Source organism: Agromyces marinus, assembly GCF_021442325.1.
Taxonomy (GTDB): domain Bacteria; phylum Actinomycetota; class Actinomycetes; order Actinomycetales; family Microbacteriaceae; genus Agromyces; species Agromyces marinus.
This window is the reverse complement of the sequence record NZ_CP087879.1, coordinates 1258672-1272087: the sequence shown is the minus strand read 5'-3', so window position 1 is coordinate 1272087 and position 13416 is coordinate 1258672. Positions and strand designations below refer to the sequence as shown.

Here is a 13416-nt window from a genome sequence, read left to right as displayed (position 1 = left end):
TCGCTCCAGACGATCGGCGTCGGGCCGTTCGTCACGATCTGCTGCGACGATACGCCGCGCGATCCGGCGGCGCGGCGGTTGTTACGACGAGTGACTCGGGCAGCGGATGCTACGCGCTCGCGGCCGCCCGGAACGACTCGAGCTGCGCGGCCTGCTCGGGTGAGGCGAGCGCGCGGATGCGCGTGCCGTCCTCGACGTACTCGGTCGAGAGGACCCGACCGCCCTCATGCAGCGCGGAGACGATGTCGCCGCGGTCGTAGGGCACGAGCAGGTCGAGTTCGACGGCGGGGTCGGGCAGCATGCGGCCGATCGCGGCGAGCACGTCGGGCACGCCCTCGCCCGTGCGCGCGGACGCGAACACGGCGCCCGGCACGAGGCCCTGCAGCACGAGGCGGTCCTCGGCGGAGACGAGGTCGGCCTTGTTGAAGACCACGAGTTCGGGGATGTCGCGTGCACCGACCTCGCCGATCACGTCGCGGACCGTGGCGATCTGCTGGGCGGGGTCGGGGTGGGCGGCGTCGACGACGTGCACGACGAGGTCGGCGTCGGCGACCTCCTCGAGCGTCGAACGGAACGCCTCGACGAGCTGATGCGGGAGGTTGCGCACGAACCCGACGGTGTCGGCGATCGTGTAGACGCGCCCATCGGCGGTGGTGTTGCGGCGCACGGTCGCGTCGAGCGTGGCGAACAGCGCGTTCTCGACGAGCACGCCCGCACCCGTGATGCGGTTGAGCAGGCTCGACTTGCCCGCGTTGGTGTAGCCGGCGATCGCGACCGACGGCACCGCGTTGCGCTTGCGGTTGGCCCGCTTGGCGTCGCGTGCGGGCTTCATGCCCGCGATCTGGCGGCGCAGCTTCGCCATGCGCGAGTGGATGCGTCGGCGGTCGAGTTCGATCTTGGTCTCACCCGGACCGCGCGAGCCCATGCCCGCACCGGCGCCGCCGACCTGGCCACCGGCCTGACGCGACATCGACTCGCCCCAGCCGCGCAGGCGCGGCAGGAGGTACTCGAGCTGCGCGAGCTCGACCTGCGCCTTGCCCTCGCGGCTCTTGGCGTGCTGGCTGAAGATGTCGAGGATGACGGCCGTCCGGTCGATGACCTTGACCTTGACCGCGTCCTCCAGGGCGCGCCGCTGGCTCGGCGCGAGTTCGGTGTCGGCGACGACCGTGTCGGCGCCGAGTGCGGCGACGAGGTGCCGGAGTTCCTCGGTCTTGCCCCGGCCGAGGTAGGTGGACGGGTCCGGATGCGGGCGCCGCTGCAGGACCCCGTCGAGCACGCGTGCCCCCGCGGTCTCGGCGAGCGCCGAGAGCTCGCGCATCGAGTTCTCGGCGTCCTCGAGCGAGCCCTGCGCGTAGACGCCGATGAGCACGACGTTCTCGAGCCGCAGCTGCCGGTACTCGACCTCGGTGACGTCCTCGAGCTCGGTGGAGAGTCCGCCGACGCGGCGCAGCGCCGCACGTTCCTCGCGGTCGTACTGGTCGCCGTCGAACCCGTCGCCGCCGGTCGCGTCCAGGCCCGCACGCTGGATCGACGTGGCGTCCGCTCCGCCGAACCTGGACACGCCGGCGTGCGCGTCCGCGCTGCGCAGGACGCGGTCGACCGCATCGTCGTGGGTGCCGGGTTCCTGCTCGTTCATCCGATCAAGCCTACTTGGGGTGTGCTGCGATAGGTTCCCCTGTATGCCGCAGGAGCACTATTTCTCGTCCAAGCCCGCCGATCCGGCCTCCCTGCGGACCGTTTCCGTGAAGCTGGCGGGCCGTGACGTCGAGGTGCGGACCGCGGGCGGCGTCTTCAGCCCCGACCACGTCGACGTCGGCACGCGCGTCCTGTTCGAGGAGGTGCCGTCGCCGCCGTCGACCGGGCACCTGCTCGATCTCGGGGCGGGATGGGGGCCGATCGCGCTCACCCTGGGCCTCGAATCACCGGATGCCACGGTGTGGGCCGTCGACGTCAACGAACGAGCGCTCGACCTCGTGCGCCGCAACGCCCGGAGCCTGGGCGTGCGCAATGTCTCGGCCGCGCTGCCCGACGACGTCCCCGAGGAGGTCCGGTTCGCCACGATCTGGTCGAATCCGCCGATCCGCATCGGCAAGGCCGAGCTGCACGCCCTGCTTCGCCGCTGGCTGCCGCGGCTCGACGACGACGCGACCGCGTGGCTGGTCGTGCAGAAGAACCTCGGCGCCGATTCGCTCGCCCGTTGGATCGCCGAGGAGTTCGGCGAGGGGTGGCGCGTCGAGCGCGCCGGGTCCTCGAAGGGGTTCCGGGTGCTCGCGGTGGGCCGCGAACGAGGCCTGCTCAGCCCAGGCTGAGCACCCCGTCGAAGACGAGTTCGCCCGGGCCCGAGAGCAGCACGTGCTCGCCGTCGCCCTGCACCTGCATGCGCACGCCGACGACGCCGCCGGGCACCTGCACGATCCACTCGTCCGGGGCGCCCGCGCCCGCCCAGTACCGCACCGCGAGCGCCGAGGCGACCGCTCCCGTGCCGCACGAGAGGGTCTCCCCCGACCCGCGCTCGTGCACGCGCATGCGGATGCGGCCGCGGCCGCCGTCGACGAGCGGGTCGGCCGGCACGACGAACTCGATGTTCGCGCCGGTGTCGGGCGCCGGTTCGACCACGGGGACGTACGACAGGTCGAGTCCGTCGAGCTCGTCGTCGTCGGCGAGGGCGACCACGACGTGCGGATTGCCCACGTCGATGCCGATCCCGGGGCGCGCGACGGGCAGGTTCTTCGCGCGCACGAGCGGCTCGCCGCCGTCGAGGCGCCAGAGGCCCAGGTCGGCCTCGAAGCCTCCGGGCGACGTGCGCACCCGGCGCACCCCGGCACGCGTGCCGATCGCGACCCATTCGCCGTCGACGGGTGCGATGAGCCCCTGGTCGATGAGGAAGCGCAGGAACACGCGGATGCCGTTGCCGCACATCTCGGACGGGCTGCCGTCGGCGTTCCAGTAGTCCATGAACCACGTCGCGCCCGGATCCTCCGCGAGTGCGGCTTCGCCCTCGGGCAGTCGCTCGGAGCGCACCGCCCGGATGAACCCGTCGGCGCCGACGCCGAACCGGCGATCGCACACGGCCGCGATCCGCGTGGGGTCGAGCGGGTGCTCCCCGTCGGGGTCGCTGGTCAGCACGAAGTCGTTGCCCGTGCCCTGGCCCTTGGTGAAGCGCAGATCGAACGCCATCGCACCAGTCTAGGCAGCGGCCGAGGGCCCGTCGGACCGCCTCCGGCGCTCAGGCGACGCTCAGGCTGCGTTCAGGCGACGCTCGCCTGCCGTGCCACCTCGGCCGCGACGGCGGCCGGGTCGAGGGCGTCGACGACGGATGCCGCGGCGTACCGCCGGAACCATCCGACCTGCCTGCGCGCGTAGGTGCGGGTCAGCGCCTGCGTCTCGGCGATCGCGTCGGCCTCCGGCATCCGCTCGTGGATCTGGCCCAGCGCCTGCGCGTAGCCGATGGCCTTGCGCGCGGTCACACCGCGTTCGATGCCGGCAGGCACGAGGCCGCGGACCTCGTCGACCAGGCCCTCCGCCCACATGCCCGCCGCGCGCGCATCGAGCCGGGCGACGAGGTCGGCGCGCTCGGCGCGCAGGTGCACGATGCGGTGCGGGCGCCAGGGCACGGGCTCGTCGGGCAGGCGTGCGGCCTTGGACTCGCCCGTGAGTTCGATGACCTCGAGGGCACGCACGATGCGACGGCCGTTCTGCGGGTCGGTGCTCGCGGCCGTCTCGGGGTCGATCTCGCGCAGGCGGCGGTGCAGGATCCCCGGTCCGACCCGGTCGAGCTCGGCCTCGAGCCGGGCGCGGATCGCGGCATCCGTTCCGGGGAACCGCAGGTCGTGGATGACGCTCGAGACGTACAGGCCCGACCCGCCCGTGAGCAGCGCGACGCCGCCGCGCCCGGCGATCGCCTCGATCGCGCGTCGGGCGTCTCGTTGGTAGGCGGCGACGGATGCCTCGTCGGTGACCTCGAGCACGTCGAGCAGGTGGTGCGGCACGCCCTCGCGCTCGGCCTCCGGCAGCTTCGCGGTGCCGATGTCCATGCCGCGGTAGAGCTGCATCGCGTCGGCGTTGACGACCTCGGCGGGTCGGCCGGTCGCGGCGATCGCGTGGGCGAGGTCGAGCGCGAAGCGGGACTTGCCGGTTCCCGTCGCGCCGACGACCGCGATGAGGCTCACGTCAGTGCTGGTCACCTGCGCGCAGGCCACCTCAGCGCTGGCCGTCGGTCGGGTCGTAGATCGGGGTGGTGGCGACCCGCAGGCCCGGCAGCCCGAGCGACACGCGTCCGGGAGCGGATGCCGCGCCCGGCGCGGCGGGAACGCCGCAGCTCTCGGCCTGCGCGCGATCCCATGCGTCGCCGGCGCGTGTGCGGCGGACCCGCAGGGGCGCATCGTCGGTGGAGTCGGCGATGAGGTGGAAGGGCGCGGCCTGGGTGATCACGACGGAGACGACGTCGCCGGGGCGCGGGAGCTCGGAACCCGCGGGGACCTCGAAGTGCACGAGCCGGCTGTCTTCGGCACGACCGGTGAGGCGATGGGTCTCGGCATCCTTCTTGCCTTCGCCGGTCGCGACCAGCACCTCGACGGGAGCGCCGACGAGCTTCTGGTTCTCCTCCCAGGAGATGCGCTCCTGGAGCGCCACGAGGCGCTCGTAGCGTTCCTGCACGACCTCCTTGGGCACCTGGTCGGCCATCGTCGCGGCGGGCGTGCCGGGCCGGATCGAGTACTGGAACGTGAACGCGGACGCGAACCGGGCGGCCTCGACCACGCGCAGGGTCTCCTGGAAGTCCTCCTCGGTCTCGCCGGGGAAGCCGACGATGATGTCGGTCGAGATCGCGGCGTTCGGGATCTTCGCGCGGACCCGATCGAGGATGCCGAGGAACTTCTCGGAACGGTACGAGCGACGCATGGCCTTGAGGATGCGGTCGGAGCCCGACTGGAGCGGCATGTGCAGCTGCGGCATGACGTTCGGCGTCTCGGCCATGGCGTCGATGACGTCGTCGGTGAAGGCGGCCGGGTGGGGGCTCGTGAAGCGGATGCGCTCGAGGCCGTCGATCGCGCCCGTGGCGCGGAGCAGCTTGCCGAACGCCTGCCGGTCGCCGAACTCGACCCCGTAGGAGTTGACGTTCTGGCCGAGCAGCGTCACCTCGATGGCGCCGTCGTCGACGAGCGCCTGGACCTCGGCGAGGATTTCGCCCGGGCGGCGGTCCTTCTCCTTGCCGCGGAGGGCGGGCACGATGCAGAACGTGCACGTGTTGTTGCAGCCGACGGAGATCGAGACCCACCCGGAGTAGGTCGAGTCCCGCTTGGTGGGCAACGTCGAGGGGAACACCTCGAGGGCGTCGAGGATCTCGAGCTGCGCCTCGTCGTTGTGGCGGGCGCGCTCGAGCAGGCTCGGCAGCGAGCCCATGTTGTGGGTTCCGAACACGACGTCGACCCATGGCGCCTTCTCGAGGATGACGCTCTTGTCCTTCTGGGCGAGGCAGCCGCCGACGGCGATCTGCATGCCCGCATGGCGTCGCTTGACCCCCGCGAGGTGCCCGAGGTTGCCGTAGAGCTTGTTGTCGGCGTTCTCGCGCACCGCGCACGTGTTGATCACCACGATGTCGGGTTCGACCCCGTCGGCCGGCACGTACCCGGCCGCTTCGAGCGAGCCGCTGAGCCGCTCGGAGTCGTGCACGTTCATCTGGCACCCGTAGGTTCGGACCTCGTAGGTGCGGGGCGCGGCTTCGTCTGCGGCGATGGATTCCGCTGCAGCGGGCATCGCCTCGTGAATGGTGCTCATGGTCGAACCAGTCTACGATCCGCGCGTGTCGGCTCCGCCTCCGCCGTCGGCCGCGCCATCGAGCGCGATCGCCACCGCCCGTCGGACGAGCTGGCTGCCGTACCCGCGACGCATGAGGAACGCCGAGAGCCGCCGCTCGGCGACGGTGCGCTCGAGTCCACCGAGCTGTCTCGCGCGGCGTTCGGCGACGGCGAGGGCGTGCTCGAACTCGATCTCGGGGTCGAGGGCGTCGGCGGCCTCGCGCGCGAGCTCGTCGGCGATGCCGCGTCGGCCGAGTTCGTGCACGAGCGCGCCGCTGCCGCGCCCCCGTCGCTCATGGGCGTGCACGAGCTGTTCGGCGAGCCGTCGGTCGTCGAGGTACCCGAGACGCTCGTATCGCTCGAGCCACTCCTCGACCTCGGCGTCGTCGAGCCCGTGTTCGACGAGGATGGCTCGCACCTCGGCGACCGAGAGCGATGATCGCCGCAGCCGCGAGACGATGAGCCGGTCGATGCGATCGTCGCGTTCGGTTCCGGTCTCCTCCGGGTCGGGCACCGCAGCGCCGACCCGTGCGGAGGACGAACGCTGCGTGCCCCCCTGCCCCCCGCGACGTACGGCGGATCCGGCCGGGTGCGATGCGACCGCCCGGTCGAGCGGAGCGGTGTCGTCGTCGGCCCGTCCTGCCGACGACGACACCCACGGCAGGTAGGTGACCGGTGCGAGACGCTCGGTTCCCTGCTCGCTCATCGTGGTGCCCGTCAGGCGCCCTTGCGCTTGGCCGCGAGCGACTCAACGTTCGCCGGCACGGCGACCGGTGCCCCCGCGGGCATCCCGATGCCGAGCTTCGCAAGGATCTTCTGCTCGATGTCCGCGGCGATGTCGGGGTTCTTGAGGAGGAAGTTGCGCGCGTTCTCCTTGCCCTGGCCGAGCTGGTCGCCGTCGTAGGTGTACCAGGCACCGGACTTCTTCACGATGCCCTGGTCGACGCCGTAGTCGATGAGGCTGCCCTCGCGCGAGATGCCGACGCCGAACAGGATGTCGAACTCGGCCTGCTTGAACGGCGGCGCCATCTTGTTCTTGACGACCTTGACGCGGGTACGGTTGCCGACCGCGTCGGTGCCGTCCTTCAGCGTCTCGATGCGGCGGATGTCGAGGCGCACCGACGCGTAGAACTTCAGCGCCTTGCCGCCCGCGGTCGTCTCGGGGCTGCCGAAGAACACGCCGATCTTCTCGCGGAGCTGGTTGATGAAGATCGCCGTGGTCTTGGTCTGGTTGAGTCCGCCCGTGAGCTTGCGCAGCGCCTGCGACATGAGGCGCGCCTGGAGGCCGACGTGCGAGTCGCCCATCTCGCCCTCGATCTCGGCGCGCGGCACGAGCGCCGCGACGGAGTCGATGACGACGAGGTCGATCGAGCCGGACCGCACGAGCATGTCGGCGATCTCGAGCGCCTGCTCACCCGTGTCGGGCTGCGACACGAGCAACGAGTCGATGTCGACGCCGAGCTTCTTGGCGTACTCGGGGTCGAGCGCGTGCTCTGCGTCGATGAACGCGGCGATGCCGCCGGCCCGCTGCACGTTCGCGATCGCGTGGAGCGTGAGCGTGGTCTTGCCCGAGGACTCCGGGCCGTAGATCTCGATGATCCGGCCGCGCGGGAGGCCGCCGACACCGAGTGCGACGTCGAGCGCGATCGAGCCGGTGGGGATGACCTCGACCGGTGCGCGCTCCTCGCTTCCGAGGCGCATCACCGACCCCTTGCCGAACTGGCGGTCGATCTGGGCGAGTGCGGTCTCGAGGGCCTTCTCGCGGTCTGCGGGTGATGGCATCGGTGCTCCTTCGTGGGTTCGGCGGCTGCCTCTAGGCTGTCGTCCGCGTGCCAGGCCGTGACCGGCACGTCTCGCGACAAGGCGGTGGCGGGGTGTTCCGACGCATCGACCGTATGGCCGACCACCGACATCCGTCGCCCGAAGGCCGCCGACTGTGGATGGATGCGTCATCCCTCCCGCTGGTGAGGAGCCTAGCGCAGCTCCCGAACGGATGTTCGAACCGCGCGTCGGCGTGTCGAACGCGTCTTCGGAGAGGGTCCGCGGGTCACCCGCCCGGCGCGGACTCGGTCCGCTCGGGCCACGCGCGCCACCTCCCGCCCGCCGGCATCCGCTCGAGCGCGGCCTCGAGCACCCCGGGAGGCAGTTCGATCGTCTGCCCCTGTCCGGCGCGCGAACCCACGCCGGGCTCGTCGAGCCGGAACCCGTGCCATCCGCCCCGAGGCGACCCCGCCGTCTCGTGGTAGTGCCCGGCGACGACCATGCGCACGGTCCACTCGAAGTCATCCACGAGAGCGCTCGGGTCCTCGTCGCACGCGTCGCACCCGCACGCCGGGAAGTGGAAGTCGTGCAGCATCCCAGCGTGCAGGAACACGCCGGGGAACCCGGTCAGCACGAAGGTCAGCGGCGCGCACTGGGCGGACGCGGGCGTCAGGCGCACCGCGCGCACCATGTCCGTCGGCTGCAGGAGCAGGTCGGCCTCGGCATCCGCACCCTCGTCGACTTCGACGTCGAACGAGGCACGCAACCACTCGATGAGGGCGAGCGCGACGGTGTGCAGGCCGGCGAAGCGCTCGAGGTTCCCGGTGCGCGAGTACGCCTCGTCAGGCGGCGAATCGTCGCCCCACCGCCGGCCGTACTCGATCGGCGCACCGTGCTCATCGACGAACACCCGCCCGGGGAGCACAGGTCGCACGTAGTCGGGCACGGCCCCACCCTATCCAGCCCTGGTCGGCGCAGTCCGCGTCAGCGAGGCTCGGGCAGTCCGGCGCCGTGACGACGTTGCTCCGGGACATCCGTCGCCGCGCACAGCGCGAACCACACGTCGCGAGGCGCCACCCCCGCCGCGAGCGCCTCATGCGCGGTGCGATTGCCGAGCTCGACGAGCACGAGGTCGCGCACCACCACGTCGCCGTAGCCGGGACCGAACTCCTGCTCGACCGCCCGGGCGAACTCGCTGCGCTTCACGTCGTGCCTCTCGCACATGCGAACGGCCGGTCCGCAGACCGGCCGTTCATCACGATCGAATGGATCAGCGGACCATCATGTCCGCGTCGAACTCCGCGACCAGCTCGTCGGGAAGGCTGTCGGGCACCGACGGCGTCGAGAGCCCCTCGAGCACCGCGATGCGGTCTCCGACCTCGTGCATGATCACGGAGATGGGCGTGTCGAGCGCGTCTGCCACCGAGGCGAGGATCTCGCTCGACGCCTCCTTCTGGCCGCGCTCCACCTCGGAGAGGTAGCCCAGCGCGACGCTCGCCTTGCTGGCGACCTGACGGAGGGTGCGCCCCTTCTGCAGGCGGAAGTCCCTCAGCACGTCGCCGATCTCCTGTCGGACCAGAACCATCGGAACCTCCCTCGTCTACCCTGCGACCCTCACCGGAGCCGGTTTCGGGGAGGTCAGTCTAGCGCCTCATCCCGTCACCCGAGCCTAGCGGGGGTCACTGGTGTTTTCTTGTGAACTGCAGACGTGTAACCGAGTCGTCATCTGCCCTATTCCCCGGGCCCGGACGCGGTCGCGTACCTCACCCGACGGATGCCGCGTCCAGCGCGTCGAGCTCGACGAGCGCCTCGGCGAGCGCCCGGTCGACGCTCCCGCGGCGAACGGCCGCACGATCGCCCGGCAGGTCCAGCTCGACCGAGCGGACGCCGCGCGGTGAGGCGATGCCGAGGTGGACCCGCCCCGGGGGGAATCCGCCCTGGGGGTCGGGCCCGGCGACGCCGGTGGTCGCGAGCCCGAGATCGGCCGCACGGCCGGCGACCGCGCAGAGCGCGCGGATCCGCTCGGCCAGTTGTTCGGCGACCTCCGGGTCGACGGGTCCCCGTTCGGCGAGCAGCCGCTCGTCGACGCCGACGAGCGCCCTCTTGAGCTCGGTCGCATAGGCGACGACCCCGCCGAGGAGCACCTCCGAGGCGCCGGGCACGTCGACGATGGTCGCGGACAGCAGCCCGCCCGTGAGCGATTCGGCGCACGCCACCGTGCGCCCGCGCTCCCGAAGCCGCGCGACGAGTTCCGCCGCGTCGCTCACTGCGCGCCGGCCCGGTGCTCGCGCCCGAGGCGGATCGCGTCGCGCACGTACAGCAGGCCCGACCAGACCGTGAGCACGAGCGCGGCCGCCATGCACGCCCAGCCCAGCCACAGGTACCAGTCGCCGAGGAACAGCCACAGCGGCGTCAGGAGGAGCGAGATCGCGATCGCCTGCGTGAACGTCTTCGCCTTGCCCCCCGACGATGCCGGGACCACCGTGCCCCGGCTCACCTCGACGAGCCGCCAGACCGTGATGCCGACCTCGCGCACGACGATGAGGATCGTGACCCACCACCACAGCTCGCCGAGGATCGACAGGCACACGAGCGCGCCGCTCGTGAGCAGCTTGTCGGCGATCGGATCCAGCAGCTTGCCGAGGTCGGTCACGAGCCCCCGGGAGCGCGCCAGATGGCCGTCGACCCAGTCGGTCGAGATCGCGACGACGAAGATGGCCGCTGCCCACCAGCGCATCGGCCCGTCGGCGCCTGCATCGGCGAGCAGCAGCCAGAAGAACACGGGCGCCATGACGATCCGGACGACCGTGATCGCGTTCGGCAGGTTCCAGTTCGAGACGCGTGCACGGCCCTCGGGAGCGGTCATGCGCCCAGCCTAACGGCCGCTCGCGGCCAGCCCCGTCGCGGCCCGTCAGTCCCGTCCGGTGAGCCCCCAGGCATCCTCGTCGGGGCCGGCCTCGACCTCTTCGAGGCCCTCGGGGATCCGGCCGACCGGGTCGTCGTAGCGGTCGTCGACCTCGCTCGGCCCGGGCTGCGTCGCCGGCGCTGCGGCCGGCGGTTGCTCGGGCGAAGCGGATGCCGCGGGCGCGGCCGGCGTCGACGGTTCCTCGCCGCGCAGCCTCGCGAGCACCCCGGGGAGCTGCTCGGGCGTCACGAGCACGTCGCGCGCCTTCGAACCCTCGGACGGCCCGACGATCTCGCGCGACTCGAGGAGGTCCATGAGGCGGCCCGCCTTGGCGAACCCGACGCGGAGCTTGCGCTGCAGCATCGACGTCGACCCGAACTGGGTCGAGACGACGAGTTCCGCGGCGGCGAGCAGCAGCTCGAGGTCGTCGCCGATGTCGGAGTCGATCTCCTTCCGCTCGACCGCGGCCTCGACGTCCTTTCGGTACTCGGGGCGCGCCTGACGAGTGACGTGCTTCACCACGCGGTCGATCTCGGTCTCGGTGACCCACGCACCCTGCACGCGGATCGGCTTCGAGGCCCCCATCGGCAGGAACAGCGCGTCGCCCTGGCCGATGAGCTTGTCGGCGCCCGGCTGGTCGAGGATGACCCGGGAATCGGTGACGCTCGTCACCGCGAACGCGAGGCGCGACGGCACGTTGGCCTTGATCAGGCCGGTCACGACGTCGACCGACGGCCGCTGCGTGGCCAGCACGAGGTGGATGCCCGACGCGCGGGCGAGCTGCGTGATGCGAACGATCGAGTCCTCGACGTCGCGCGGGGCGACCATCATGAGGTCGGCGAGCTCGTCGACCACGACGAGCAGGTACGGGTACGGCTTGAGCTTGCGCTCGCTGCCGGCGGGCAGCTTGATCTCATCGCCCACCACGGCCGCGTTGAAGTCGTCGATGTGACGGAACCCGAACGACGCGAGGTCGTCGTAGCGCATGTCCATCTCCTTCACGACCCACTGCAGCGCCTCCGCCGCCTTCTTCGGGTTCGTGATGATCGGCGTGATGAGGTGCGGCACCCCCGCGTACGGCGCGAGCTCGACGCGCTTGGGGTCGATGAGCACCATCCGCACCTCGGCGGGCTTCGCGCGCATGAGCAGGCTCGTGATCATCGAGTTCACGAAGCTCGACTTGCCCGAACCGGTGGAGCCGGCCACGAGCAGGTGCGGCATCTTCGCGAGGTTCGCCACGACGTACCCGCCGCCGACGTCTTTTCCGACGCCGATCGTCATCGGGTGCTTGGCGTTGACCGCAGCGCCCGAGCGGAGCACGTCGCCGAGCGTGACCGTCTCGCGGTCGGCGTTCGGGATCTCGACGCCGATGGCGGACTTGCCGGGGATCGGCGAGAGGATGCGCACCTCGTTCGACGCGACCGCGTACGAGAGGTTCTTCGACAGCGCGGTCACGCGTTCGACCTTGACCCCGGGACCGAGTTCGATCTCGTACTGCGTGACCGTCGGACCGCGTGAGAACCCGGTCACCTTCGCGTCGACGTTGAACTGCTCGAGGACGCCCGTGATCTGGCGCACGACCTCGTCGTTGACCGCCGAACGGGTCTTGCCCGGCGCACCCGCCGCCAGCGTCGACGACGCGGGCAGGTGGTACGGCCGATCCGGGTGGTGGTCCTCGGGATCGAGGTCGGGTGCGGCATCTGCTCCGGCCGCGGCATCCGCCGTCGTCGCGCCGGCGGTGCCGGCCGGCGCACCCGCGCCCGCAGGTGCGAGCACCTGGGTCGCGCCCGGGTCGTCGCCGAGCAGGCCCGTGCCGCCGGGCGCGACCTCGCCCGTGAAGCGCTGCAGCGCCGACTCGGCGCGCTCGAGGTCGTCGATGACCCCGGCACCGTACGGATCTGCGGGACGAACGCCCTCGAGCGGAGTCTCGAAGCTGCCGGCGGCCGAACCCTCGCCGAACACCTCGGTGAGGCCCTCGGCACCGGAGCCGGTGAAGTCCGGATCCTCCTCGCGGTTCGACGCGTTGCGGCGCCACCACGGCAGCAGGCCGCCCGAGGGGGTCTCGTCGTCGTCGACCCCGTCGAGCTCGACCTGCTCGGTGCGGTCCGCCTTCGAGCGGCGCTTGGGCTTGGACTCGGACGTCGCGGGCTCCCCAGCCTCGGCATCCGCTCCCTCCAGTGCACCGAAGAGCCACTCGTACAGTTCGCGGAACCGCTGGGGCACCCGCGTCGGCGGCGTCTTGGTCAGGATCAGCAGGGAGAGCAGCACGAGGACGACGAGGACGATGCCCGCGCCCACCTCGGTGATGAGGAAGATGAGCGGCGCCGCGAGCATCCAGCCGAGGATGCCGCCCGCCTGCGCGAGCGAGGGCATGCCCTCGCTCGGCTCGGGCTGCCCGCCGAACAGGTGGCACAGGCCGGAGACGGTGATGAGCAGCATGCCCAGCCCGATGCCGATGCGCGTGTTGTCGTGCACCGAACTCGGGTGCCGGAACAGCCACACCGCGAACATGAGCATCACGACCGGAAGCGCGAACGCCACCCGCCCGAACAGCCCGCCGAACGTGTACGCGTCGAGCGAGCGCGCGACCTCGTCGTTGATGAAGAACCACTCGACGACCGCTCCGGTGATCGCCATGAGCACCAGGAAGAAGGGCAGGCCGTCGCGGCGCTCCTCCTTCGCGAGCGTCTCGGGGCCGAGCGCGCGCGCCGCACCACCCGTCATGTGCGCGAGTCCCATCCAGGCGCGCACGAGCAGCCCGGGTTGATCGGGCTTCGCGGCGCTGCGGGAACTCGTCGACGCGCGCTGGGCCGGCAGCTTCTTCGTAGGTGCCGTGCGCGCCGACGAGCCGCGCCCGGACGCGCGCGACGCGCGGCCGTTCGACTTGGTGCTCGGAGCCATGGGTTCCACGTTACGGCCAGCCGACGACGCCGACGCGCAGCGGCGGCGAGTGTC

Annotated in this window: 13 protein-coding genes; 1 reads left to right on the top strand and 12 read right to left on the bottom strand. The window is 71.6% G+C overall.

Annotation, left to right across the window (positions count from 1 at the left end):
- Positions 1–109: 109 nt before the first annotated feature.
- The gene (gene hflX, locus DSM26151_RS05995) at positions 110–1636 is read right to left on the bottom strand and encodes a GTPase HflX (RefSeq protein ID WP_234661504.1); all 1527 of its coding nucleotides are present in this window, start codon (positions 1634–1636) and stop codon (positions 110–112) included.
- Positions 1637–1679: 43 nt separating this feature from the next.
- On the opposite strand from hflX, the gene DSM26151_RS05990 reads away from it, so the two are divergent.
- Positions 1680–2309, top strand: a complete 630-nt coding sequence (locus tag DSM26151_RS05990) for a class I SAM-dependent methyltransferase (RefSeq protein WP_234661503.1) — start codon at positions 1680–1682, stop codon at positions 2307–2309.
- On the opposite strand, the gene dapF is transcribed toward DSM26151_RS05990, so the two are convergent.
- From dapF to DSM26151_RS05935, 11 genes are all read right to left on the bottom strand, one after another.
- A complete protein-coding gene (gene dapF / locus DSM26151_RS05985) occupies positions 2296–3177 on the bottom strand; it encodes a diaminopimelate epimerase (protein WP_234661502.1) in 882 nt (293 codons plus the stop codon). The two genes, DSM26151_RS05990 and dapF, sit on opposite strands and share 14 nt — an antisense overlap.
- A gap of 71 nt (positions 3178–3248) precedes the next feature.
- A complete protein-coding gene (gene miaA / locus DSM26151_RS05980) occupies positions 3249–4184 on the bottom strand; it encodes a tRNA (adenosine(37)-N6)-dimethylallyltransferase MiaA (RefSeq protein WP_234661501.1) in 936 nt (311 codons plus the stop codon).
- 16 nt (positions 4185–4200) lie between these two features.
- Positions 4201–5754: a tRNA (N6-isopentenyl adenosine(37)-C2)-methylthiotransferase MiaB gene (gene miaB, locus DSM26151_RS05975; RefSeq protein ID WP_407651033.1), complete on the bottom strand. Its 1554-nt coding sequence runs from the start codon at positions 5752–5754 to the stop codon at positions 4201–4203.
- A 33-nt stretch (positions 5755–5787) separates the two neighbouring features.
- Entirely contained in the window at positions 5788–6501 is a 714-nt protein-coding gene (locus DSM26151_RS05970) for a regulatory protein RecX (protein ID WP_234661499.1), read from the bottom strand.
- An 11-nt stretch (positions 6502–6512) separates the two neighbouring features.
- The gene (gene recA, locus DSM26151_RS05965; RefSeq protein ID WP_234661498.1) at positions 6513–7577 is read right to left on the bottom strand and encodes a recombinase RecA; all 1065 of its coding nucleotides are present in this window, start codon (positions 7575–7577) and stop codon (positions 6513–6515) included.
- Positions 7578–7842: 265 nt separating this feature from the next.
- Positions 7843–8502, bottom strand: coding sequence for a DUF6226 family protein (locus DSM26151_RS05960; RefSeq protein ID WP_234661497.1), 660 nt, complete (start codon positions 8500–8502; stop codon positions 7843–7845).
- A 38-nt stretch (positions 8503–8540) separates the two neighbouring features.
- Positions 8541–8762: a DUF3046 domain-containing protein gene (locus DSM26151_RS05955; protein ID WP_234661496.1), complete on the bottom strand. Its 222-nt coding sequence runs from the start codon at positions 8760–8762 to the stop codon at positions 8541–8543.
- A 64-nt stretch (positions 8763–8826) separates the two neighbouring features.
- The gene (locus DSM26151_RS05950) at positions 8827–9141 is read right to left on the bottom strand and encodes a helix-turn-helix domain-containing protein (protein ID WP_234661495.1); all 315 of its coding nucleotides are present in this window, start codon (positions 9139–9141) and stop codon (positions 8827–8829) included.
- Between the two features lie 178 nt (positions 9142–9319).
- Complete coding sequence (locus tag DSM26151_RS05945) at positions 9320–9823, bottom strand: CinA family protein (protein WP_234661494.1); 504 nt, start codon at positions 9821–9823, stop codon at positions 9320–9322.
- Positions 9820–10422, bottom strand: a complete 603-nt coding sequence (pgsA, locus tag DSM26151_RS05940) for a CDP-diacylglycerol--glycerol-3-phosphate 3-phosphatidyltransferase (protein ID WP_234661493.1) — start codon at positions 10420–10422, stop codon at positions 9820–9822. The genes DSM26151_RS05945 and pgsA overlap by 4 nt, the downstream gene beginning before the upstream one ends.
- A gap of 45 nt (positions 10423–10467) precedes the next feature.
- Positions 10468–13362 carry an FtsK/SpoIIIE family DNA translocase gene (locus DSM26151_RS05935; protein ID WP_234661492.1) on the bottom strand — a complete coding sequence of 965 codons (2895 nt, stop codon included), beginning with the start codon at positions 13360–13362 and terminating at the stop codon, positions 10468–10470.
- Positions 13363–13416 lie beyond the last annotated feature (54 nt).